This window comes from Campylobacter sp. MG1, assembly GCF_026616895.1.
Lineage (GTDB): Bacteria > Campylobacterota > Campylobacteria > Campylobacterales > Campylobacteraceae > Campylobacter_E.
The window spans coordinates 102,174-123,303 of the sequence record NZ_JANYME010000005.1 but is presented as its reverse complement, the minus strand read 5'-3'; the positions used below and the strand labels follow the sequence as shown (position 1 = coordinate 123,303).

Sequence of the window (21,130 nt, the reverse complement as noted above, 5' to 3'; positions counted from 1 at the left end):
GCCATGATGAAATTAATTGATATAACTGATAAATATGGTTTAGAAACTTGTAAATATCCGTTAGAGCCATATTTAGTACCAGAAACATACAGGGGGCAACCAAAATATAAATTTGATTTATGTATAGGTTGTGCTGCATGTTCGGTTGCATGTCCTCCTAATGCAATAAGTGTAAAGGCTGTTGATACTAAGGTGGTGTGGGAATTTGATTGTGGTAGGTGTATTTTTTGTGCTAGATGTGATGAGGTATGCCCTACTGGTGCTATCAGGCTTAGTACTGAATATGAATTAGCAGCTAAATTTGATAAAAGTGCTCTTATACAAAGGGGTGAAATGGATATGGCTAGCTGTGCTGAGTGTGGTAAATTATATAGCACTAAAAGATTAATAAGTTATACATTAAGGAAACTAGAGTTATCAAATTTGAGTGAAGAAAGAATAAAAAACGCTAAATTTTATGTAAATCTTTGTCCTGAATGTAAAAGTAAAAAAGCTATTTTGTCATTAGAAACTGAAGCTAAGGAGATATTATGATACATGATGAGATTGTAAAGGCTAATACCTTAGAAGAAAAAATAAAACATTTAAAAAATATAAAAAGAAGTTTTAGTGTGTATAGAATTGATGCGGGAAGTTGCAATGGTTGCGAGATTGAAATTTTTGCAGCTATTACTCCTATGTGGGATCCTGAGCGTTTTGGTTTTAAATTAGTTGCTAGTCCTAGACATGCTGATATTATAGTGGTTTCAGGTCCTGTTACAAGGCAAATGTATTATCCTTTATTAAGAGCATATGAAGCAGCACCGGATCCTAAAATAATAGTAGCTACTGGTGCTTGTAGTTCTAGTGGTGGGATATTTCATGATTGTTATAGTGTTCATGGAGGGCTTGAAGGTATTATTCCTATTGATGTTTATGTTCCTGGCTGTCCTCCACACCCAGCTAGTATAATTTATGGACTTGCTATGGGGATAGGAATTTTAGAGCAAAAAATTTCAAAGGTTGATAGCAAGGTTGAAGGGGAACTAGAATTAAATTTAGAAAAAAGCATAATTGACAATGTGTTTTTTGAAAAAGAATTATTAGCTTTATCAAAAAATTTAATGAGTTATTTATTTGGTAGGAAACTTTATGATAAATATATGAATGCTTTAAAAACTTGTGAAAATCCTAAAAATCCAGATTTAGCAAAAGAAGTAATACTTGGCGAGATAAAAAATGAAAACGACCCAAGATATAAGGAATGTTTAGGAATTTTACATAATGATGTTTATGCTAAATATGTTAAAGTTAATGATGAACAATTAATAGATGTAGAAAATATTAGATGGTTATAAAATGATAGAAGTTTGGAAATTAACTCAAAGACATATTGATGCAGAAAAAGGCGAAGAATTGCCACAAGTTTTAGAACAGGTGAAAATCTTTTCAACCTATGTAGGACATGGTATTGGCACTATTGATTTTACCGAAAAAGTTGCTGAATTTAGCAATGAAGAGTATAAAGAAATTTTGGATAACTCAGGGGAATACACAAGGCTAAAAATTGGAAATTTAAGCCGTTATTTTGAGATAGAAATAAGAATTGAACATATTAAAAAATTATTAAGTGATATGTGTGAATGTCCTTTAAAAGAAATTTTGAAAGATTTAAAAGGTTCTTATTTAGTTTTGAGGCTTAAGTAGTGAAAATATCTATATTGTGTGTTGGAAATAGATTAAGAGGTGATGATTATTTGGGGATTTTGTTTGGTAAATATATACAAAAAAAATTCCCAAATATTAATGTATTTTTTGGATACGATACTCCTGAAGATTGTTTTTTTGAAATTCAAAATATATTAAGTGATATTCTTATAATAGTTGATGCAGCTATTGATTTAGAACATAAAAATGGAGCCGAATTTGTAAGCGATTTAGCTACTATTACACCTACATCTACTCATGCAATACCTCTTAATATAATGGCAAAATACTTAGAACAAAGTTGTAAAAAAATATTATATTTAGCTATTTTTGTAGATGAGAAAAATATTTTAGGAATACAAAGAAAGATAAGTAAAAACGGTAAAAAATCGTTAGAAAGTGCTATTGTTAAATTTAAAAATTTACTTAGTTTTGTTTAAAATTTAAGAATTATATAAATTTAACTAAAATAGCACCTATAAATTTTTTATCCTCGTAAGCTTCAACCCTATAAATCTTACCTGCTTTATCAATTGAGTATTGTTTTTGCATATTTTTAAGACTTATTTTTATATTGTATTCACTTCCTTTTGTGTTGTAGCCTATTACATTTATTCTTACATTCTCTTTATTTTTGATTAGAAAATAGTTTTTCACTTTTATGATTTTTGCAAATTTTGTATTTATCTCTTTATCATCTACAATTAATTCTAATTTATCAGTAATATCACTATATTCTACATTTTTTTCTAGTAATAATTTTGTTTGAAAACGATTGCCGTATTGTATAGAAAAACTTTTTTTATCTTTATTTGGAAAAATTGCAGTTAATTCATTACTAGCATTATATTTAAATGGTAGTTTAATCGGTATATAATTAATTACAGGCCTTGCGTTATGTAAATATAATAAAAATCTATTATCAAGTTTTACTAATATAGCCTTTTCTATAGCATTTTTTACTTCATTTGGTTTTAATTCAAAATCACGCTCAAATTCAACTCCAGCTGCTTTTAGGTAATTTTCAATCGCAAGTAAATGATAATACGCTCTTTCGTGGGTTAAGAGATTTTTGCTAGCTTCATTTGCATAGGCAGCTTTACCTTGCGTTATAGCATAGTATGTAAGACTTTTTAGCATTTCTTTGTCACCTTTTGCTGTGTTTGTGTTTTTAAGATTATATGTGTGAATTTTGTTTAATAAATTTTGATTAATAACCTCACATGTAGCACTGGCTATTTCGTTTAATTTACCGTATTTTGCATTAATTTCATCTTGGTCAATTATACAAGAATTTCCCCATTTAGATGGATTTTTATCTTTATTTATGTATTTTGGAGAATAATATCCACTACCATCGTGAAGATTTATTATGAGTTTTACTTCAGGTAAAGTTATTATTTTTTTGATTAATTCAACTGTGTAATAATCAGGGTCATCTTCGCTAAGTTCTGCAAATTTGCGATTTAAATCTCCAAATTCTCCACGACTTCTAGCAATTATTGAATCAAATGCAAGATTTGGCACGACAATTACTTTTCCTTTAGTGATTTTATAATCCGTGATTAATAAGCTAGCAGCGTGAAAACCACCTGGCTCATCTCCTTGAATACCGCCAAAAATCAAAACGGTATTATCACAAACTTTTTCACATTCTCCTAAAGTGTTTATAGTAAAATTTAAAGCAAATAAATTAAGACTTAAAAATGTTAAAAATATCTTAAGCATTCAAAAACTCTCTTACCATTTTATCTACACTAAACACATCATCAATAGTATTTATTTTACTATCAGCAAATTTATCTAAAGCCTTAAATACTGCGTCGCTAATATCATAGAATTTACATTCATCTTTTAAATATTTATATACAAATTCTTCATTAGCAGCATTGATAATAACACCTAAATCAGGATTATTTAATAGCTCATCTTTTAGTTTGAAAATAGGGTATTTATTAGGATTTATCTCAAAGAATTCTAATTTAGCAAGTTTTAAAATATCAAAATATTCACAAGCAGCAAAATCACTCTCACCTAAGAGTGCATTTGCAATGCTAAGCTTCATATCAGGCACGCTAAAATAAGCACTCATTGAGCCATTAATACTTTCGCAAAATGCGTGAATACTTGAGCTTGGCTCTATGATTGCGTCTAATTCTAAATTAGGATATAAATGTTTTGCTTCTATTAATTCATAAAGCTTATTTGTCATTGTTGCACTATCTATTGTGATTTTTGCCCCCATATCCCAATTAGGGTGTTTTAAGGCTTCGTTTGCTTTTAGATTTGCAACTTCATTGTATTTAAAAAATGCCCCACCACTAGCAGTAATTGTGAGCTTTTTAGGGTGTTTAATACCCCTTAAAAGTGCTGCTAATGCACTATGTTCGCTATCAATAGGAGAGATATTAAAAGTATCAAGAAATTTTCCAGCCACAACCAAGCTTTCTTTATTTGCTAAAAAGAGTTTTTTATCTAATTCTTGAGTTTGTAAAGATATTTTAAGCCCTGCAAATCCTACTATTGCATTGATAATTCCATCGCTTTTTAAATCTTGCATTATAAATGCAGCGTCTTTTATTGAGTATTTATTAGAATGATTTACTTTATCTAGTATTTCATCACTTGCTAAGACTATTTTAGGATTAAACATTTTTATTTGTTCGTTTAATAATTCATAGTTTTTATAAGCACTAATGCACTCTAATTTAATATCAGCTTGTTTTATTATTTTTAAAGCATTAACGCCGATTGAACCAGTTGAACCAAATACGCTTATAATTTCAGGTTTTGTTGGATTTATAGTAAAGCTCATAAGAATACCACCATAATAATACTAGCAAAAATCAAAGCATCAACTCTATCTAATACTCCGCCATGTCCAGGGAAAAGCTCCCCACTATCTTTAACCTTCGCTAAGCGTTTTAAATAGCTTTCAAATAAATCTCCAAATACAGCAAAAAATGCCATTAAAAATGATAAAAATAAAACTCCAAAAAAGCCAATCTCACTATAAACAAAACTAGCATAAATGCTTGAAATTATTGTGCTAATGATAATTCCACCGATTACTCCTTCTAAAGTCTTATTAGGAGAACTTGGGCTAAAGCTAGTTTTTCCATATTTTTTACCTACAAAATAAGCAAAACTATCACATAAAACAACGCTTAAAAGTAGCCAAATAAAGCCACTTAATTCAAATCTAATATAAGTTTCAAAAATAAAGCTAATTCCAATTCCTGCATAAATAAATGGTAGAATTTCTTTTAAATCTCCTTGTTTGTATGCTAAAAAAGAAGCAAGAACTAAAATAGCAAAAATCATAGAAACCACAGGCATTTGAGTATAAATTCCTAATATCAATCCTAAAGCTAAAATTAAATAATTATTTTTAGTATCAAATAATTTACAAGCTTCAAAATATCCAATGCCACTAGCCAATAAAAATATTATTAGCCATAAATAATAAGAATTTATCGCTAGAAAAATTACTGCAATTATTGCAAAAATTAAGCCTGTTTTTATTTTTTCATTCAACATAAATACTCCTTAAACAAGTTTATCAAAAAGCCTATCGCTTTCTTTTATTTCTTCAATTTCTTCATCTTCTTCTATCATAACACCGAAAAAATTAGCTCTTTTATGCTCTTTTTTAGGGCGTTCATCTTGATATGATTTTTCATCATCAAGATTTGTGTTTGTTTTTGAGCTTTCGCTACTTTCTTCTATTACATTAACTTCTGGCGTAACTAAAGTAATTTGCTCATCAGCAAACATTTTTGCATTATGTTTTGCGTGATTATCAATCGCTACGCCTTGATTTTGATTTATATAATTTATATTTCCAATATTATTTACACTCATAAAAAAACCTTTATAGTATCGTAATTAACATAATTAACGAATGCTTTTTCAATAATTTTTACATTTGCTCTTTTTGTAAAATCTACTAAAAAATTACCTTCTTTTTTACCAGAATAACAAGCACAAAGACTTGCAGCATGATAGATTAAATCTATATCATAGCTTTTTTTGTTGCTTGAAATTATTACATGAGAGCCTTTTAAATCCTTTAAATGAAACCATAAATCATCTTTTTTGCTATTTTTTAGCAAATATTCATTAGCGTTTTCATTAAGTCCTACGCTAATTTTGTAATCATTTACATAAAAATTTAATATGTTTGGATTTTGCTGGGTTTTGCCTTTTTTATTGTTTTTTGCGAATAATGAGCGTAAAAATACTTCATCTTTTGTGCAAATTATTGCTTGTTTTAGGCTATTTAAAGCATTTATTTTTTCGTTTAGATTATCTTTTTCTATGCTTATATTTTTTGCTTTTTGGCTTAATTTTTTAGCGTTTTTATAAATATTATTTAGCTCATATTTTGCAGAATTGATTAAAGAATATTTATAAATTCCTATTTCAAATTCTCTTTCGTAATCTTTTATTTTATATAAGTTTTCTTTTAGTGCATCGCCTTTTGCGTATTCATAAAGTGCTTTTTTGTTTAGTAATTCTTCATCTTCTAAAGAATTTATTAAAAGCTCTAATTTTTCAATTTTTTTATCATTTTCCATTATTTTTTGAGCTTTTAATGAGTTTAATTTCTCGTTTTGAAGACTTGCAAAAATATTTGCGAAATAAACTTTAAAATCTTCAATTTTTATATTTTTTTCAGTGATTTTTGTAGGTTCTAAATCTATGTAAGGTTCATTTTGTAAAATATCTCTAAGATTGTTTTTGCCGTATCTTAAGGCACTTATTATATTTCTTTTATCATCTAAGATTAGTGCATTTGTAAATTTTCCTGAAAACTCAAGTATTAAATAAAATTCCATTTTTTTATAAGCGTGAGCTAAGGCTAGTTTAAACTCTAAAATCCTATTATTTATAGGCACTTTAATATCTAAAATACTTGCGTTAAAAAGCATTTTTTTAAGCTGTAAATCAAATGGACTAGTATAATCTTTAGCATATAAATTACCACTATAAATTGCACTTTTGCCCTTGGTTAAATCAAAATATAATTTATCTTTAAACTCAATACATAAGCAATTATCATTTATTCTATATGCACGATTTATCTTTTTATATTGCTTTAAATAATCTTTAATTTGCACTAAATCATAATAATTCATTTTTAATCCTTTTATTAATTTTAACGGCTAAAATTAATAAAATTAGAAAAAAAGGGAAATCTATGACTTTAACAGAACAAATATTTGCTCATCATATAGGAAAAGAAGTAAGAGCAGGTGAGATTATTGATTGTCCTATTGATATGGTAATAGGAAATGATATTACAACTCCAATTTCTATTAAACAATTTAAAAAAAGTGGTGCTACAAGATTAGCTAATCCTGATGGTTTTGCAATTGTGCTTGACCACTATATTCCTGCAAAAGATATTTTAAGTGCAAATCAAGCAAAAATTAGTAGAGATTTTGCAAAAGAACATAATTTAAAATATCTTTTTGATGAAAAAAATATGGGTATTGAACATGCACTTTTACCTGAAAATGGACTTATTAGTCCAGGTGATGTAATAATTGGAGCGGATAGTCATACCTGTACGCACGGAGCTTTAGGAGCATTTGCTACTGGAATGGGAAGCACTGATTTAGCGTATGCAATGATAACAGGTAAAAACTGGTTTAAAGTGCCAAGTGCTATTAAAGTGCAATTTCGTGGAAAATTAAAGCCTTGGGTTTATGGAAAAGATTTAATTTTAGAAATTATTAGAATTTTAGGCGTTGATGGGGCTTTATATAAATCATTAGAGTTTTTTGGAATTGAAGAGCTTGATATGGATAGCCGTTTTAGTTTATGTAATATGGCGATTGAAGCAGGTGCAAAGAATGGAATTTGTGCTGTTGATAATGTTACAAGAGAGTTTTTAAACTCGGTTGATTTAAAGAGAAAAGGCGTTGAGTTTAGCCATTTGCCAAATGCTGTTTATGAAAGAGTAATTGAGATTGATTTAGACAAGCTTGACCCTGTTGTAGCATATCCGTTCTTACCAAGTAATGGTAAAAGTATAAAACAAGCTGTAAGTGAAAAGGTAAAAATTGACCAAGCATTTGTAGGCTCATGCACAAATGGAAGGCTAAGTGATTTAAGAATTGCAGCGAGTATTTTAAAAGATAAAAAAGTTCATTCAGATGTAAGAATGATAATTACTCCAGCTACAACCAAAATTGCTTTACAAGCTCAAAAAGAAGGCTTAATGGATATATTTGCTAGTGCTGGTGCAGTTGTAAGTAATCCAACTTGTGGTGCTTGTTTAGGTGGGTATATGGGGATTTTAGCTGATGGAGAGCGTTGTATATCAACTACGAATAGAAATTTCGTAGGTCGTATGGGTGCGAGAACTTCAGAAGTTTATCTTGCAAATAGTGCAATTGCGGCTGCTAGTGCAATTAAAGGATATATTTGTTCTCCTGATGAGCTTTAAAAATAGCGTTTGCCTAATTTTAGGTGGTGGAAAATCAAGTAGAATGGGGCAAGATAAGGCTAATTTACGCTTTAATTATAAAAAGCGTGAAATTAGCCTGATTAATTATTTATATGAAAAATTGCAGCCTTTATTTAATGAAATATATTTTTGTGCTAAGACTAAGCCAAGTGATTTAAAATGTAAATTTTTAAAAGATAATTATGAATATTTTCATCCAATTAATGGTTTAAAGACTTTTAAAAATATTAAAATTCCTAATTCAAATTCTGTTTTTGTAATTGCAGTTGATTTTGTAAAAATTAATAAAAGCTCTATAAAAAGACTTTTTTATAAACATAAAAGATATAAAAGTTCAGTAGTGGCAAAAAGTATCAAAACTCATTTTTTATGTGGTTTTTATAAGATGAGCGATTTAAAATATTTAGATGAATTAGATGAAAATTGCAAAATCAAAGATTTTTTTATAAAGTCAGGTGCAATTACTTTAAACTTTAAAAATGATAATATTTTTTTAAATATGAATACAAAAAGTGATTTTGAAAAGTTTATTAAAAGTTATAGATATTAAACATTTTATGCTATAACTAAGCCTTTTTTATGGAGAGTTTGGCCTACTGGTGTAGCCCTAAGACTTCAAATCTTGTGGTGGGGTAGTTGACTATTCTGCGGGGGGTTCGATTCCTTCACTCTCTAGCCAAGTTTTAAACTAAAGTTCAGTGAAATATGATAAAATAAGTCCTTTAAACTAAGGTGTATAATGGAAAAAATCAAAAAAGTAGATAATTTTGAAATAATTATAAAATTTACCATTGTTATTATATTTTTTGTGCATTTGATATATACATTTGCTTTTTTTATAACTGAAATTTATTTTTTGATACCGCCTTCTATTATACAAATAATTTTGGCTTTAATATTAGGATATTTTGTTTTATTTAAAAATAGATGTTATACACTTACCATGCTTTTTGCACATTTTGATATATTGTTTTCTTGCTGTTATTCAACCTATCATTTAGGTTGGGGATATGGCTTTTCTATGATAATAGTTCTTTTATTATCGTTAGCATATATACAAAATTTTAATAATTTATTTGTTCCATTGGCAATTTGTATATTTGAAACTTTAATGTTTTTTATTATGTTATGGATTACTAAAGATAAACCTAACTATCCAAATCCTTATATGCACTATATAAATATAGCAAATTTCTTTTTTATGGTTATTACTGTTTTAATTTATATATGGCTAAGCGACAAAGAAAATGAAAGAATTTTAAAGAGATTAGATGATAAAAAAGAATTTTTAAAGTATAAATCAGAATATGACTACTTAACTTCATTATTAAATCGTAGGGCAATGAATGATGTATTAGATGAAAATATAAAAAAATTGAATGATAAGAAAAATAGTTCTTTAATTTTTGCAATTGCTGATTTAGATAATTTTAAAATTTTAAATGATACTTATGGACATCATTTTGGTGATATTGTTTTAAAAAATGTATCGCAATCACTAATTAATCAATATAAAAATTTAAAAAATGTATTTATATCTCGTTGGGGTGGTGAGGAATTTGTAATTTTATTTGTAAATTATGATTATAATTACGCTATTGAATTATTAGAAGAAAGTAGAGCAATTATTGAAAAGTTAAACAATTCCGATAATTTAAACGAATCAAATATAACTGTTTCTATAGGGATAAGTTACGCTCAGAGTGAAACTTTAAAGGATTTATTAATAACTAAAGCTGATTCAGCATTGTATAATGCTAAATATTTAGGTAAAAATAGGGTAAAAGTAGTAAAGTTAGGTTAAAATGGGAAGTTTCTTAGAAAACGATGATATAGAAGTAGCTGGTAGGATTGGTAAATTTATTTTATTAATTTTTACATTTGTATATTTTTTATTAGCTGTTTTAATGTTGTATAATAATCATATTTTTCCAGCCTGTGTTAATAGTTCGCTAGCTCTAATTTATGCTTATTCTTATAGACAAATATTGACACACCAGATAAATTCTATAATTTTTTCTTTACATATTGTATGTATTTTATATGCTATTTTTATGGTTTTTTATTTTGGGTGGAGTTTTGGGGCTCAATATTTTATAATACCTTGTATAGCATTTTGTTATGTTGGCAAAATACAAAGTAGAAAATTAATTTATTCTATAGCAATATTAGAGATGCTTATTTTTGAGTTATTATATTTTTTTATGGAATTTAAAAAATACTCATTAAATAATATATTTTATATTAATTCTATGAATTTTAATGTTGTTTTTTATATAACTCATTCTTTTATTGTGTGTGTTATTATGATTTTTGTTGTTTATTTTTTAAAGGTTAGAAAAAATAGAGCAATTATTATTAGAGAAAATATAAATGAGTTACTAAGAGTTAGTGCATCAACTGACCCATTAACCCATTTGCTTAATAGATGGGCTTTTATGGAAAGAATTAAATTTATTAATAATCATCAGCCAATACATTTTGCACTTGTTGATATAGATTTCTTTAAAAAAGTTAATGATACTTATGGTCATAATGTTGGTGATGAGGTTTTAAAAACAGTAGCTATATTGATAAATGAAAGGTTTTCAAAATATACTGATATGATTTCGCGTTGGGGCGGTGAAGAATTTTTAATATTTGCGCACTCTAGCAATATTGATGTTTTTTATAATGTTTGTGAAGAATTTAGGCAAGAATTATCAAATAAAAAGTTTGCTATAGAAGAATTAAATGTAAGCGTAAGTATAGGATGTATGCATATTGACGGTTGTTTTTCTTACGATAATTTTGATAATTATATGAAAGAAGTTGATAAATTATTATATTTGGCTAAGAACTCAGGACGAAATAGAATAGAAAGAAAAGTAATAAGTTGCAATGTATGAGTTAAAACAATTAAATAATATAAAATCATTAGTAAATGTTACTATGGTTTTATTAGTTGTTACTCATTTTATTTATTTTCTTATTTTTTATTTTATAGACATAGAAACTATGGCAAAATTTAAATTTATTGAATTTATTGTAAATTTAATTGTTGCTTTTTTTATAATATTATCTAAAAGATTTTATAACTTAGGTGTATATTTTACACATTTTGCAATTCTAATTTCTTGTGCAGGTTGTACTTATATAGTTGGCCAAGGATATGGTTTTTTAAATGTTTTTATAGCTATTTTATCATTAGGCTATGTGCATAATTTTAAAACTTCTAAATATCCATTTATTATAGGTATTATAGAAATAATTTTATTAATAGTAGTTTTTTATCTTACAAAAGATATACCAAATTATGATAGCAAGTATATGCTTTTAGTATATTTTGTAAATATTTTTGCAATTGCATTTATTGTAATTTTTTATTCTATTGCCGTAAGTGATAATAAAAAAAATCAATCAAAAATATTAGATGAAGAAAAATCAAAATTACAAGCTAAAGTAGATTATGATTATTTAACGAAAATTTTAAATCGCAAAGCAATGAATGAAATTTTATCTAAATATTATGATTATTTTCAAAAAGATAAAATAAGGTCTATGGTTTTAGTGTTGGGTGATATTGATAATTTTAAAAATATTAATGATATGTATGGGCATATATACGGTGATATAGTTTTAAAAAATACTGCTAATATAATTAAAAATAAAATTAGTGATATTAAAAATTCTTATGTATCAAGATGGGGTGGCGAAGAATTTTTAATATTTTTAACAGGTATGAATGTTGAAGAAGTTGAAAAATTAATCAATGATATAAAAAATGATTTTTCAAATTATATTCATAGCGATGGGTACAATTCTAAGAAGGCTACTATTACATTTGGTATATGTTATGCTCTAAGAGTTGAAAGTATAGATTATATGTTATCTCAAGCTGATACAGCACTTTATAATGGTAAAAAGTCAGGCAAAAATAGAGTTGAATTAATATTACTAGGACAAATATGATATCTATTTTAAAAAGAAGTAATATATTATATAGTTTAAATCAAATAAGACAGATAGTTACAGGTTTTATTTTCTTTCATATTTTTATGGCTATTTTTATGTTGCTTAATGATTACCCATATTTATTTTTAGTGAATTTAACTCTTGCATGTTTTAATTTAATATCTTTGATATTTGTTAAAAAAGAAAAAATGGGATTTTGTGTCCATATGATTTTCTTAGTAGGGTTAATTTATACAACTTCATCTTTGTATTATTTTGGATGGGGATATGGTTTTACATATTTTACACTTCCTATTATTACATATTGTTATTTATCAGCTGATGAGAAGTGGTGGGTAAATTATTTAGTTGCTTTTTTTGGATGTATTTATAATGTAGTTGTGATGTATTTATTTTCTATAAATGATTATTCTTTGGGATATAAAATTAATATATTTAATGCTGATGTTAAATTTATATCAAATGTTTTACATGGTAGCATTGTTGGTATTTGTTTTATTTTAATGTCAAATATGTTAAGAGTTAAAAGATTAGAAGAATTAGAAAGTAAAGAAGCATTAATAAATTATCTAGATAAAAGTGCAAATATAGATTATTTAACAGGTCTTAAAAATCGTTGGTATTTTATAGAAAATATTGAAGATTTGGATGTTAAAAATAATGTAAATTTAGCAATAGTGGATATTGATTATTTTAAAAGAGTTAATGATACTTATGGTCATAGTGCTGGTGATGAAGTTTTAAAACTTTGTGCTAATTTAATGCTTAAAAAATTTAGAGAATATACAGATTTTATTTGTCGCTGGGGTGGAGAAGAATTTTTAATTTTTTCATATAAAATTAGTCAAGAAAAATTTATTAAAATTTGTGAAGAATTTAGAATAGAATATGAGCAAAATGCTATATTAGAATTAAATATAAAATCAAGTGTTAGTATAGGTGCTTTATATATTGGGCAAAATTTTGCTAGTAATATTTTAGATGAATATATTACAAAAGTTGATGAGTGTTTATATCAAGCAAAAAATTTAGGTAGAAATAGAATTGTTAAAAAATAATTTTTAAGCTAAATTTAATTTTAATAAGATATGATACAGGTTTTATTTTTATTAGTGCGTTCATAGCTCAGCTGGATAGAGCAACGGCCTTCTAAGCCGTAGGTCAGAGGTTCGAATCCTCTTGGGCGTACCACTTAGCGGATGTGGTGAAATTGGCAGACACGCCAGACTTAGGATCTGGTGCAGCGATGCGTGGAGGTTCAAGTCCTCTCATCCGCACCACTTTAAATTCTTTTAGGATAATAATTATCTTATTAACTTTTTTTATTGACAATAAATGTAATATTGATTACAATTCTTTTTCATTTTTATTGAAGGAGATTTTATGAAAAAAATTTTATGTTCTGTAGTGTTAAGCTCATTACTTTTTACAGGCTTAAGTGCTAGCGAATTTTTATTAGATAAGCCACATACAAGTGTTGAATTTAAAGTAAAACATATGTTAGTAAGTAATACTAAAGGTAATTTTAAAAATTTTGATGCAAATATTGATTTTGATGAAGAAAATAAAGTATTTAAAGTATTTAATGCAAGTGTAGATGTAGCTAGTTTAGATACAAATAATTCTAAAAGAGATGAACATGTAAAAAGTGCTGATTTTTTAAATATGGAAAAAAATCCACAATTAACTTTCGTTATGGAAAATTATGAGAAAAAAAGTGATGATGAAGGCGTTATGCACGGAACTTTAACAATAAACGGTGTATCAAAAAAAGTTGCTTTTGATGTAGATATTACTGGTGTTGCTACATTTGATGGCAAAACAAAATTAGGTTTTGAATTAGAACTTGATTTATTAAGAACTGATTATAATGTAGCTAAAGAAACTAGCGATAAAATAGTTGGCGACAAAATAGAAGTTAAAGTTTTTGCTGAAGCTAACAAAAAATAATTATTTATAAAGCTCTAATTTAATTAGAGCTTATTTTGTAAATTTTATTTTTATTATTGTATTAATTACAATAGTTTTTATTCTTTTGGGTATATCTAGTGATTATTTTTAATTTTTATAAATAAAATTATGACAATAAAAAATAATATTATAAAATAAAAAGTGAAAAATTAACGCTCTTACAATTTTTATTATCTTTATATTAAAAATTTTAATTTTATTAAAATATATATAATATTTACTTTAAATACTAGTTTATAAAGTATAGTTAATAAAATATTTATGAATAAAAAAATTAATTTTATAATTATAAATATTATGCTTCTTACTAAAAACATAGATAATCAATATTATAAAAATGATATGTATTTTAAATTTTATGTTTAATCATTTATTTTTTATTTAAAATAATTTAAATTTAATATAAAATTAAGCTGGGGGGGGGGGTAAAATGCTTACCACTAAATTTATTTTAAAGGATTATTATGAATATTTTTTTAGGTGAGAAATCGAGTGAATTACTAAAGGACGAGGCAGCTTTAAAAGAAAAAGTAGCTAAGTTTTTAGGTGCATCAGATGGTGATGAGAATGTAGCTATTATGTTAAATTTACTTAAACAAGGGCAAGTGCAAGAAAAAGTTTTAGCATATGATTTTATGCAATTACCGTTTAATTGGGTGGCTGGAATTTTTACTGGTTATGCATTTGTTTATAGAAGACTTTGGATGGCTTGGTTGATTAGCATTGCTTATTCTATGGTTATTGCTATGTTTTCATTTACTGTAATATTATCTATTTTAATTTTTTGTGCTAGTATTTTTGTTTTTGGTAAATTTCATTATTATTTTTTACTAAAGAAATTTGTAAATAAATTAGACTTAGGGATAAATACAGATAATTTATGTGCTCCTTGCGTGATTGGTGTAGTAATTTTAATAGTTGTTCAATTCTTCTTTGTATTTTTATTATTTGGTTTCTTAGCTGCTTTATTAGGTAGTTTGTTTTAAATTTAGATTTTAATAACAAATTCTAATTTATCTAAGATTTTAGATAGATTAGAATACTTTCATATGCGTTTTGCAAATCTTCTTCGCTTTTTATATTAAATATTTTTGCATTAAATTTTTTATTAAAAGTTCTTTGTCTTTTTGCTAGTTGTCTTGTGTGAATTGTGATTAAATCTTCTAATTCATCTTTAGATATTTTTTGATTAAAACAATCAATTATTTCTTTAGCTCCAATAGAGTTTAATGCTTTTGTATCACCATAAATCTTATATAAATTTATAACTTCATCATAAGCATTTAAGCTAAGCATTTGTTTAGTCCTTAGCCTAATTCTTTCGTTTAAAATATCTTTATCCCATAAAATATCGTATATTTTAAGCTCTTTAATAAGTGCTTCTTGAGTATTTGCTTTTAGCCAAAGGCTAGGAATTTCATTTGTGCTTTTATAAATGCTATACCATTTATTTAGCCTATAAGTATCATTTGCTGATATGTTTGAGTTTTTATCAATTTTTAGCATTAGATTATAGATTTCATCAAGGCTTAAGTTATGATTAATATCATTAATTTTAGGGCTTAATCCATCAAGCATTGCTTTTAGATAAAATCCACTTCCACCTGTTATGATTAGATTTTTTTCATTATTTTTTGCAAATTCTAAAGCCTTTTTGTATTCATCAAAATAAAGCCCTACATTATAATTTTCATTTACGCTAATTAGATTTATTCCAAAGTATTTAATCTCTTCTAGCATTTGATTATCTGGCTTGGCATTTATAATATTTAATTCTTTATAAAGACATAAACTATCAAGGCTTAAAATTATAGAATTTGAAGCTTTAGCAAGTTTATGAGCTAGGTTTGTTTTGCCACTTGCAGTTGTTCCTATGAGAGCAATTTTTTTCATATCTATTCCTTAAATTTAATTTTAATATTATAAACTTGTTTTAAAAAAATGAAAGAAAGATTATGAATAAAATAAAAAATATTTTAGAGTTAATTGTATTTAAACATAGTATTTTTGCCTTGCCATTTTTGTTAATCTCTATGATAGCGGCTATTAATATAAATGGGTTAGATTATGGTGATATATGGCTTAATTTTATCTTAGCTATTTTTTGTGCTGTTTGTGCTAGAAATTACGCAATGGCACTTAATAGATTACTTGATGCTGATATTGATATTTTAAACGAAAGGACAAAAAATCGTCCTAGTGTAGATGGTAGAGTAGGGCGTGGGAATTTGGTTTTATTTATAATCGCAAATGCTGTAATTTTCGTGCTTTTAGCGTATTTTATAAATACTACTTGCTTTTATCTTAGCTTTTTTGCCTTAGCTTTACTTGGTTCTTATTCTTTATTTAAGAGATTTTCTTATTTAGCTCATATTATTTTAGGCTTATCTTTAGGATTTGCTTGTGTAGCAGGTGAAATTGTGCTTACAAATTCTATTAGTGCTTATTCTATTGCTTTATGTTTTGCGGTTTGTTTTTGGACTGCTGGGTTTGATTGTTTGTATGCTTTGCAAGATTTAGAATTTGATAAAGCAAATAATTTATTTTCCATACCATCTTGTTTTGGTAAAACGGCTACTTTATTTATAGCTGCGATTTTTCATTTGATTGCATTTTTGTTTTGGTTTGTTTTTTTAGTTAGTGTAAATGCTGGATTTTATGGATTTTTAGGATTGATAATCGTAGGAATTTTATTAATAATAGAGCATTTTATAGTGAGAAAAAATACAGAAAAAATCAAAAGAGCTTTTTTTGATATAAACGCTATTGTTAGCATAGTGTTTTTGATATTTTATATTATAGATACATTAAATTATAAAGGATAATTATGGGAATTGATGTTTTAATTTATTTGGTTTTTATAGTTTTTGTTATTTTTATTTTTATTTATGTTAGAGTCTCTAATAAAGATTTAGATGATAGATTAAACGGTGTATTAAAAGCTGTAGATTCAAATCTTAAAGATATGCATGAAATAAAAGAAAAATTAGAAATATTGAAAGAAATTCAATTAGAACAAAATAGACAAGTAAGTTTGTATGTAAAGCAAAGTTACGAGCCTTTAATTCATAATATTATTGATGAAAGGATGCATAAAATCAATGATATTTTAAGGGCTATTCAAGAAAATATAAAAGAATCTCGTAAAACTCATGATAATAGAGTAGAAAATAGTGAAACAATAGAGAGTAAAAATAATTTAGATGATGATAGAAAACAAATCGTGCAATTATTTAGTGAAGGAAAAAGTGTAGATGAAATTTCATCAATGTTAAATAAAAGTCCACAAGCTATAAATTTAATTTTAAGAAGTTTGTAAAGGTATTTGATGTTAATTGATTCGTATGGAAGAAGGATAAATTATTTAAGAATTTCACTTACTCAAAGATGTAATTTCCGTTGTCTTTATTGTATGCCAAAAGTTCCTTTTAATTGGGTTCCTAAAGAAAATTTATTAAGCTATGAAGAATTATTTTTATTTGCAAAATTATGTATGGATAAGGGTGTAGATAAAATCCGTTTAACTGGTGGAGAACCACTTGTAAGAGCTGATTTGGATAAATTCATAAAAATGCTAATTGATTATAAGAGCGATTTGGATTTAGCACTTACAACTAATGGATTTTTATTAAAAGAACAAGCGGCAAAATTAAAAGCAGCAGGACTTGTAAGAATAAATGTATCTCTTGATACTTTAGTGCCACAAAGAGCAAAATTAATCTCTCAAAAAGATATTTTAAAAGAAGTTTTAGAAGGTATAGAAGAAGCCTTAAAAGTAGGGTTAAAAGTAAAGATTAATTGCGTTCCTTTAAAGGGTATTAATGAAGATGAATTAATTGATTTGATTATGTTTTGCAAAGATAAAAATATTCAAATAAGATTTATTGAATTTATGGAAAACGAACACGCTTACGGACAATTATGTGGATTAAGAGAAGCTGAAATATTAGATAAAATCAAGCAAAGATTTAGCATAAATGCACTTGAGAAAGAGCCAAATTCTCCTGCTAGTTTATATAAAATTGATGAGTTAGATTATGTGTTTGGTGTGATTAATCCACACAAGCACGATTTTTGTGATAGCTGCAATCGTTTAAGACTTAGTGCGGAAGGATTTTTGATACCTTGCCTTTATTTTGATGAAGCTATGAGTATTAAAAAGGCTTTAAGAAATAAAGATATTAATAAGGCTTTAGAGATTTTAAATACGGTTTTAGAAAACAAACCTGAGAAAAATAAATGGAGCGAAGAAGATAATAAAAGCTCTGCTAGGTCGTTTTCACAAACGGGTGGATGATGAAATTAGTTGAAGAATTTTTAAGTATTCAAGGTGAAGGAATATTTGCAGGAAGACTTGCTTATTTTATCCGTTTTGCGGGGTGCAATTTCTCTTGCTATGGATTTGGAGTTGTTAAGAGCAAAAATAATAAAACATTAATTGGTTGCGATACTTTAAGAGCTGTTTATACTAATGAATTTAGCGATGAGTATAAGGAATTTAAATTAGAAAATATAATCAATAAATTAAACTCATTTAGCTATAAACCTATGATAGTAATTACTGGTGGAGAGCCTTTAATTCATCAAGAAAATCCTAAATTTATAGAGCTTTTAGAGTATTTGGTAAAAAATGAATATTTAGTGCAATTTGAGACTAATGCTAGTATTTGTTTAAAAGAATATGATTTTTATAAAAATTGTTATTTTGCAATGGGAGTAAAACTTGCAAATAGCAAAATGCCAAAGGAAAAAAGAATAAATTATGAAGCAATTAATTCAATTTTAAAGCTATCAAAACAAGCGTTTTTTAAAATCGTTTTAGATAAAGCGGATTTAGAAGATAATCAAGAATTATTTGAATTAAGAAATGCTTATAAAGACGCTAATTTTTATCTAATGCCAAAGGGTGCTACTAATGATGAATTAAGAGCGAATGCTAAGAGCGTTTTAGAATTTGCTATTAAAAATGGCTTTAATTATACAGATAGGATACATATTAGAATTTATGATGATTTGGAGGGTGTATGAGAATAGGTAAATTATTTGAGTTTGAAAATGCTCATATAGTTAGGTTTTGTAGTTCAAAAAGATGTAAAACTAGCATTCACGGACATTCTTATAAATTAGAATTAATTTTATATGCAAATACTCTTGATAAAGCGGGAATGGTTTATGATTTCGGGCTTTTAAAAGGAAATATTAAGCAAATAATAGATGCGTTTGACCATAGCACTTGTGTTTATAAATACGATGATTTAGAGTATGTAAATGATATTAAAAAGCATTCAGCTAGGTGGGTTGAGCTACCTTGTAATATCAGTGCAGAAAATCTTAGCATAGTGTTTTTTATATTAATTTCTAAGATTTTACAAAATTCAAAAATGCACAATGATGAGAATGTAAGAGTAGATAAAATCAGACTAAATGAGACTAGAACAGGCTGGGCTGAATGTGAATATGATGATGCTTTTTATAATGATGAGCCTAGAATTAATTTAAATGAAATAACTTTTTCTAAGGCAATTTTAGAAGATTTTAGTGATATAAATTTATTTGAAAAAATTAAAAATAATGAGATTTTTATAAATCCAAAGGAAGTTTAATGAGTATTGTTGGCATTCATATGTTTTTTGTGTATTGCTTGGTAGCTTTAGAATTTTCTTATTTGTTTATTTCTCAATGTTGTAAGGATATTAATAAATTTATTTCAAGAATTTCAATTATTAGTCCAATACAAATTATAGCCTTAGTTTTGGTATTATTAAGTGGTATGTTTATTGAAGCTACTAAGGCATTTTTTAATTTTAAGGTTTTTTTATTTTTAAGTTGGATTTTGATTTTTTATCTTAGCATTAGACAGCTTGTAATTTTTAATAAGATAAAAAAAGCAAAAAAAAGTTTTAATTTTAAATTATTCAGTATTGTTTTTGAGATATTAAAAATATTTTTAATTATATTTGCTGGTGTTACAAATTCTTTATTATTTTAATCGGAGTTTTTAATGAGTGATTTTATAAGTGTGCATTTGTTTTTTGTATATATTTTAATAATTTTAGAACTTTTATATTTTGTTTTTTCACAATATTTAAAGGACATTCATAAATATATTTTTAGAATTAGAGTGCTTTTGCCTGCTTATTATACGATAATTGTTTGTGTGTTTTTTACAGGCATTATTATTGAAGCTATGAAAGGCTTTAATGATTTTAGATTTTTAATGCTATTTGCTGTTATTTTAATTTTAGGAATTTCTATATTTCAATTTATTAAATTTAAAAAATATAGAAAAAGCAAAGAATATTTAAAATTTAAAAAATTAAGTTTATTTTTAGAGCTAATAAAATTATTTGCTATTTTAATTGCAGGATTTAACAATGTTTTATTATTTTAATGATTTAGCAGGTAGTGAAGAAATTGTTTTAGATAGTGAATTAGTATCTCATTTTAAAGCTAGACGAGAACAAATAGGAAATATAGTAAATATTAGCAGATTAGATGGGTTTTTGTATAAATATGAAATAATATTTATACAAAGAAATAAAATCATTTTAAAAATGCTAGAACAATGTGAATTTAAAGCAAATAAAAGTGGTGTAAAAATTGCACTTGCTATGATAGAAATTGATAGTATTTTTGAAATTGCACCTTATTTAAATGAATTAGGATTAGAAGAATTATTTTTAGTTTATACAGATTTTTCTCAAAAATCTTATAAATTTGATGATAAAAAACTAGCTAAACTTGAAAAGATTTTGCATAATTCAAGCTCACAATGTGCTAGGGCTGATATTTTAAAAATCACAATTTTAAATAATTTAGCCGAACTTAAAAAACTTTATAATGATTTTGTTTTAATTGATTTTAATAAAAATGATTTATGCGAGTTTAATAAAGATTGTTTATATGTAATTGGCCCTGAAGGTGGTTTTAGTGAAAAAGAAAGGAATTTATTTAAAACTCAAGGTCTAAAAATTACAAATATTTTAAAAGCAAAAACAGCCATTATAAGCATAAGTTCAAAAATTTTAATGTAGATTTAAT

General features: G+C 26.0%; 26 protein-coding genes and 3 tRNA genes. 23 read left to right on the top strand and 6 right to left on the bottom strand.

All coding sequences use genetic code 11. The features are described from left to right. Positions 1-3 precede the first annotated feature (3 nt). The 4 genes from NY022_RS05650 to NY022_RS05635 are packed head-to-tail and all read left to right on the top strand — an operon-like array spanning position 4 to position 2,126. The gene (locus NY022_RS05650; protein WP_267524294.1) at positions 4-534 is read left to right on the top strand and encodes a formate hydrogenlyase complex iron-sulfur subunit; all 531 of its coding nucleotides are present in this window, start codon (positions 4-6) and stop codon (positions 532-534) included. Continuing rightward, positions 531-1,337, top strand: a complete 807-nt coding sequence (locus NY022_RS05645; RefSeq protein ID WP_267524293.1) for an NADH-quinone oxidoreductase subunit B family protein — start codon at positions 531-533, stop codon at positions 1,335-1,337. Before NY022_RS05650 ends, NY022_RS05645 begins: the two co-directional genes overlap by 4 nt. A gap of 1 nt (position 1,338) precedes the next feature. After that, positions 1,339-1,686 carry a formate hydrogenlyase maturation HycH family protein gene (locus NY022_RS05640; RefSeq protein WP_267524291.1) on the top strand — a complete coding sequence of 116 codons (348 nt, stop codon included), beginning with the start codon at positions 1,339-1,341 and terminating at the stop codon, positions 1,684-1,686. Further along, positions 1,686-2,126, top strand: coding sequence for a hydrogenase maturation protease (locus NY022_RS05635; RefSeq protein ID WP_267524290.1), 441 nt, complete (start codon positions 1,686-1,688; stop codon positions 2,124-2,126). Before NY022_RS05640 ends, NY022_RS05635 begins: the two co-directional genes overlap by 1 nt. Before the next feature lie 10 nt (positions 2,127-2,136). Here the strand turns inward: NY022_RS05635 and NY022_RS05630 are convergent, their stop codons facing one another. From NY022_RS05630 to NY022_RS05610, 5 genes are read right to left on the bottom strand one after another with little or no spacing between them, the layout of a single operon-like run. Continuing rightward, positions 2,137-3,414 carry a M99 family carboxypeptidase catalytic domain-containing protein gene (locus tag NY022_RS05630; protein WP_267524288.1) on the bottom strand — a complete coding sequence of 426 codons (1,278 nt, stop codon included), beginning with the start codon at positions 3,412-3,414 and terminating at the stop codon, positions 2,137-2,139. Further along, complete coding sequence (locus NY022_RS05625) at positions 3,407-4,465, bottom strand: 1-deoxy-D-xylulose-5-phosphate reductoisomerase (protein ID WP_214119727.1); 1,059 nt, start codon at positions 4,463-4,465, stop codon at positions 3,407-3,409. Before NY022_RS05625 ends, NY022_RS05630 begins: the two co-directional genes overlap by 8 nt. A gap of 32 nt (positions 4,466-4,497) precedes the next feature. Then, positions 4,498-5,226 (bottom strand): phosphatidate cytidylyltransferase, encoded by a 729-nt coding sequence (locus NY022_RS05620; RefSeq protein ID WP_267524286.1) that lies wholly within the window; start codon positions 5,224-5,226, stop codon positions 4,498-4,500. 9 nt (positions 5,227-5,235) lie between these two features. Further along, the gene (locus NY022_RS05615) at positions 5,236-5,550 is read right to left on the bottom strand and encodes a hypothetical protein (protein ID WP_267524284.1); all 315 of its coding nucleotides are present in this window, start codon (positions 5,548-5,550) and stop codon (positions 5,236-5,238) included. After that, entirely contained in the window at positions 5,547-6,827 is a 1,281-nt protein-coding gene (locus NY022_RS05610; RefSeq protein ID WP_267524282.1) for an NFACT RNA binding domain-containing protein, read from the bottom strand. The genes NY022_RS05615 and NY022_RS05610 overlap by 4 nt, the downstream gene beginning before the upstream one ends. Before the next feature lie 62 nt (positions 6,828-6,889). Here NY022_RS05610 and NY022_RS05605 point away from each other — a divergent pair, with 62 nt between their 5' ends. The 11 genes from NY022_RS05605 (at position 6,890) to NY022_RS05555 (ending at position 15,075) form a co-directional block, all read left to right on the top strand. After that, positions 6,890-8,143 (top strand): 3-isopropylmalate dehydratase large subunit, encoded by a 1,254-nt coding sequence (locus tag NY022_RS05605; protein WP_267524280.1) that lies wholly within the window; start codon positions 6,890-6,892, stop codon positions 8,141-8,143. After that, positions 8,133-8,714, top strand: coding sequence for a molybdenum cofactor guanylyltransferase (locus NY022_RS05600; protein WP_267524277.1), 582 nt, complete (start codon positions 8,133-8,135; stop codon positions 8,712-8,714). The genes NY022_RS05605 and NY022_RS05600 overlap by 11 nt, the downstream gene beginning before the upstream one ends. Positions 8,715-8,744: 30 nt before the next feature. Next, positions 8,745-8,843: transfer RNA gene (locus tag NY022_RS05595), tRNA-Sec, on the top strand. 60 nt (positions 8,844-8,903) lie between these two features. Then, the gene (locus NY022_RS05590) at positions 8,904-9,968 is read left to right on the top strand and encodes a GGDEF domain-containing protein (protein ID WP_267524275.1); all 1,065 of its coding nucleotides are present in this window, start codon (positions 8,904-8,906) and stop codon (positions 9,966-9,968) included. A 1-nt stretch (position 9,969) separates the two neighbouring features. Next, the gene (locus tag NY022_RS05585) at positions 9,970-11,052 is read left to right on the top strand and encodes a GGDEF domain-containing protein (RefSeq protein ID WP_267524274.1); all 1,083 of its coding nucleotides are present in this window, start codon (positions 9,970-9,972) and stop codon (positions 11,050-11,052) included. Continuing rightward, on the top strand, positions 11,045-12,115 hold the full coding sequence (locus tag NY022_RS05580) for a GGDEF domain-containing protein (protein ID WP_267524271.1): 1,071 nt from the start codon (positions 11,045-11,047) through the stop codon (positions 12,113-12,115). Before NY022_RS05585 ends, NY022_RS05580 begins: the two co-directional genes overlap by 8 nt. Next, entirely contained in the window at positions 12,112-13,176 is a 1,065-nt protein-coding gene (locus tag NY022_RS05575) for a GGDEF domain-containing protein (RefSeq protein ID WP_267524270.1), read from the top strand. Before NY022_RS05580 ends, NY022_RS05575 begins: the two co-directional genes overlap by 4 nt. A gap of 56 nt (positions 13,177-13,232) precedes the next feature. Then, a tRNA-Arg gene (locus NY022_RS05570) sits at positions 13,233-13,309 on the top strand. Positions 13,310-13,313: 4 nt separating this feature from the next. Continuing rightward, positions 13,314-13,398 (top strand) — tRNA-Leu (locus NY022_RS05565). Between the two features lie 103 nt (positions 13,399-13,501). Further along, positions 13,502-14,068: a YceI family protein gene (locus NY022_RS05560; protein WP_267524268.1), complete on the top strand. Its 567-nt coding sequence runs from the start codon at positions 13,502-13,504 to the stop codon at positions 14,066-14,068. Between the two features lie 485 nt (positions 14,069-14,553). Beyond that, positions 14,554-15,075: a hypothetical protein gene (locus NY022_RS05555; protein WP_267524266.1), complete on the top strand. Its 522-nt coding sequence runs from the start codon at positions 14,554-14,556 to the stop codon at positions 15,073-15,075. A gap of 31 nt (positions 15,076-15,106) precedes the next feature. Here the strand turns inward: NY022_RS05555 and miaA are convergent, their stop codons facing one another. Beyond that, a complete protein-coding gene (gene miaA, locus NY022_RS05550) occupies positions 15,107-15,982 on the bottom strand; it encodes a tRNA (adenosine(37)-N6)-dimethylallyltransferase MiaA (protein ID WP_267524264.1) in 876 nt (291 codons plus the stop codon). Between the two features lie 62 nt (positions 15,983-16,044). Here miaA and NY022_RS05545 point away from each other — a divergent pair, with 62 nt between their 5' ends. From NY022_RS05545 to NY022_RS05510, 8 genes are read left to right on the top strand one after another with little or no spacing between them, the layout of a single operon-like run. Further along, positions 16,045-16,914 (top strand): UbiA-like polyprenyltransferase, encoded by an 870-nt coding sequence (locus NY022_RS05545; RefSeq protein WP_267524262.1) that lies wholly within the window; start codon positions 16,045-16,047, stop codon positions 16,912-16,914. 2 nt (positions 16,915-16,916) lie between these two features. Next, complete coding sequence (locus NY022_RS05540) at positions 16,917-17,408, top strand: hypothetical protein (protein WP_267524260.1); 492 nt, start codon at positions 16,917-16,919, stop codon at positions 17,406-17,408. 9 nt (positions 17,409-17,417) lie between these two features. Beyond that, the gene (moaA, locus tag NY022_RS05535) at positions 17,418-18,386 is read left to right on the top strand and encodes a GTP 3',8-cyclase MoaA (protein WP_267524258.1); all 969 of its coding nucleotides are present in this window, start codon (positions 17,418-17,420) and stop codon (positions 18,384-18,386) included. Then, on the top strand, positions 18,386-19,117 hold the full coding sequence (locus NY022_RS05530) for a 7-carboxy-7-deazaguanine synthase QueE (RefSeq protein ID WP_267524256.1): 732 nt from the start codon (positions 18,386-18,388) through the stop codon (positions 19,115-19,117). The genes moaA and NY022_RS05530 overlap by 1 nt, the downstream gene beginning before the upstream one ends. Then, positions 19,114-19,692 (top strand): 6-pyruvoyl trahydropterin synthase family protein, encoded by a 579-nt coding sequence (locus tag NY022_RS05525; RefSeq protein ID WP_214116911.1) that lies wholly within the window; start codon positions 19,114-19,116, stop codon positions 19,690-19,692. Before NY022_RS05530 ends, NY022_RS05525 begins: the two co-directional genes overlap by 4 nt. After that, positions 19,692-20,078, top strand: a complete 387-nt coding sequence (locus NY022_RS05520) for a hypothetical protein (protein ID WP_267524253.1) — start codon at positions 19,692-19,694, stop codon at positions 20,076-20,078. The genes NY022_RS05525 and NY022_RS05520 overlap by 1 nt, the downstream gene beginning before the upstream one ends. A 12-nt stretch (positions 20,079-20,090) precedes the next feature. Then, positions 20,091-20,480 (top strand): hypothetical protein, encoded by a 390-nt coding sequence (locus NY022_RS05515; protein ID WP_214116907.1) that lies wholly within the window; start codon positions 20,091-20,093, stop codon positions 20,478-20,480. After that, entirely contained in the window at positions 20,464-21,123 is a 660-nt protein-coding gene (locus tag NY022_RS05510; RefSeq protein WP_267524251.1) for a 16S rRNA (uracil(1498)-N(3))-methyltransferase, read from the top strand. Before NY022_RS05515 ends, NY022_RS05510 begins: the two co-directional genes overlap by 17 nt. The last annotated feature ends 7 nt before the right edge of the window (positions 21,124-21,130 follow it).

What these genes read in the sequence shown, in the direction of transcription:
- NY022_RS05600 (WP_267524277.1), top strand. Translation starts at nt 8,133, where the DNA reads ATGAGCTTTAAAAATAGCGTTTGCCTAATTTTAGGTGGTGGAAAATCA.
- NY022_RS05530 (WP_267524256.1), top strand. Translation starts at nt 18,386, where the DNA reads ATGAAATTAGTTGAAGAATTTTTAAGTATTCAAGGTGAAGGAATATTT.
- NY022_RS05585 (WP_267524274.1), top strand. Translation starts at nt 9,970, where the DNA reads ATGGGAAGTTTCTTAGAAAACGATGATATAGAAGTAGCTGGTAGGATT.
- NY022_RS05540 (WP_267524260.1), top strand. Translation starts at nt 16,917, where the DNA reads ATGGGAATTGATGTTTTAATTTATTTGGTTTTTATAGTTTTTGTTATT.
- NY022_RS05630 (WP_267524288.1), bottom strand. Translation starts at nt 3,414, where the DNA reads ATGCTTAAGATATTTTTAACATTTTTAAGTCTTAATTTATTTGCTTTA.
- NY022_RS05645 (WP_267524293.1), top strand. Translation starts at nt 531, where the DNA reads ATGATACATGATGAGATTGTAAAGGCTAATACCTTAGAAGAAAAAATA.
- NY022_RS05555 (WP_267524266.1), top strand. Translation starts at nt 14,554, where the DNA reads ATGAATATTTTTTTAGGTGAGAAATCGAGTGAATTACTAAAGGACGAG.
- NY022_RS05605 (WP_267524280.1), top strand. Translation starts at nt 6,890, where the DNA reads ATGACTTTAACAGAACAAATATTTGCTCATCATATAGGAAAAGAAGTA.
- NY022_RS05515 (WP_214116907.1), top strand. Translation starts at nt 20,091, where the DNA reads ATGAGTGATTTTATAAGTGTGCATTTGTTTTTTGTATATATTTTAATA.
- NY022_RS05560 (WP_267524268.1), top strand. Translation starts at nt 13,502, where the DNA reads ATGAAAAAAATTTTATGTTCTGTAGTGTTAAGCTCATTACTTTTTACA.
- NY022_RS05640 (WP_267524291.1), top strand. Translation starts at nt 1,339, where the DNA reads ATGATAGAAGTTTGGAAATTAACTCAAAGACATATTGATGCAGAAAAA.
- NY022_RS05525 (WP_214116911.1), top strand. Translation starts at nt 19,114, where the DNA reads ATGAGAATAGGTAAATTATTTGAGTTTGAAAATGCTCATATAGTTAGG.
- NY022_RS05620 (WP_267524286.1), bottom strand. Translation starts at nt 5,226, where the DNA reads ATGTTGAATGAAAAAATAAAAACAGGCTTAATTTTTGCAATAATTGCA.
- NY022_RS05610 (WP_267524282.1), bottom strand. Translation starts at nt 6,827, where the DNA reads ATGAATTATTATGATTTAGTGCAAATTAAAGATTATTTAAAGCAATAT.
- moaA (WP_267524258.1), top strand. Translation starts at nt 17,418, where the DNA reads ATGTTAATTGATTCGTATGGAAGAAGGATAAATTATTTAAGAATTTCA.
- NY022_RS05650 (WP_267524294.1), top strand. Translation starts at nt 4, where the DNA reads ATGATGAAATTAATTGATATAACTGATAAATATGGTTTAGAAACTTGT.
- NY022_RS05580 (WP_267524271.1), top strand. Translation starts at nt 11,045, where the DNA reads ATGTATGAGTTAAAACAATTAAATAATATAAAATCATTAGTAAATGTT.
- NY022_RS05590 (WP_267524275.1), top strand. Translation starts at nt 8,904, where the DNA reads ATGGAAAAAATCAAAAAAGTAGATAATTTTGAAATAATTATAAAATTT.
- miaA (WP_267524264.1), bottom strand. Translation starts at nt 15,982, where the DNA reads ATGAAAAAAATTGCTCTCATAGGAACAACTGCAAGTGGCAAAACAAAC.
- NY022_RS05575 (WP_267524270.1), top strand. Translation starts at nt 12,112, where the DNA reads ATGATATCTATTTTAAAAAGAAGTAATATATTATATAGTTTAAATCAA.
- NY022_RS05510 (WP_267524251.1), top strand. Translation starts at nt 20,464, where the DNA reads ATGTTTTATTATTTTAATGATTTAGCAGGTAGTGAAGAAATTGTTTTA.
- NY022_RS05615 (WP_267524284.1), bottom strand. Translation starts at nt 5,550, where the DNA reads ATGAGTGTAAATAATATTGGAAATATAAATTATATAAATCAAAATCAA.
- NY022_RS05545 (WP_267524262.1), top strand. Translation starts at nt 16,045, where the DNA reads ATGAATAAAATAAAAAATATTTTAGAGTTAATTGTATTTAAACATAGT.
- NY022_RS05520 (WP_267524253.1), top strand. Translation starts at nt 19,692, where the DNA reads ATGAGTATTGTTGGCATTCATATGTTTTTTGTGTATTGCTTGGTAGCT.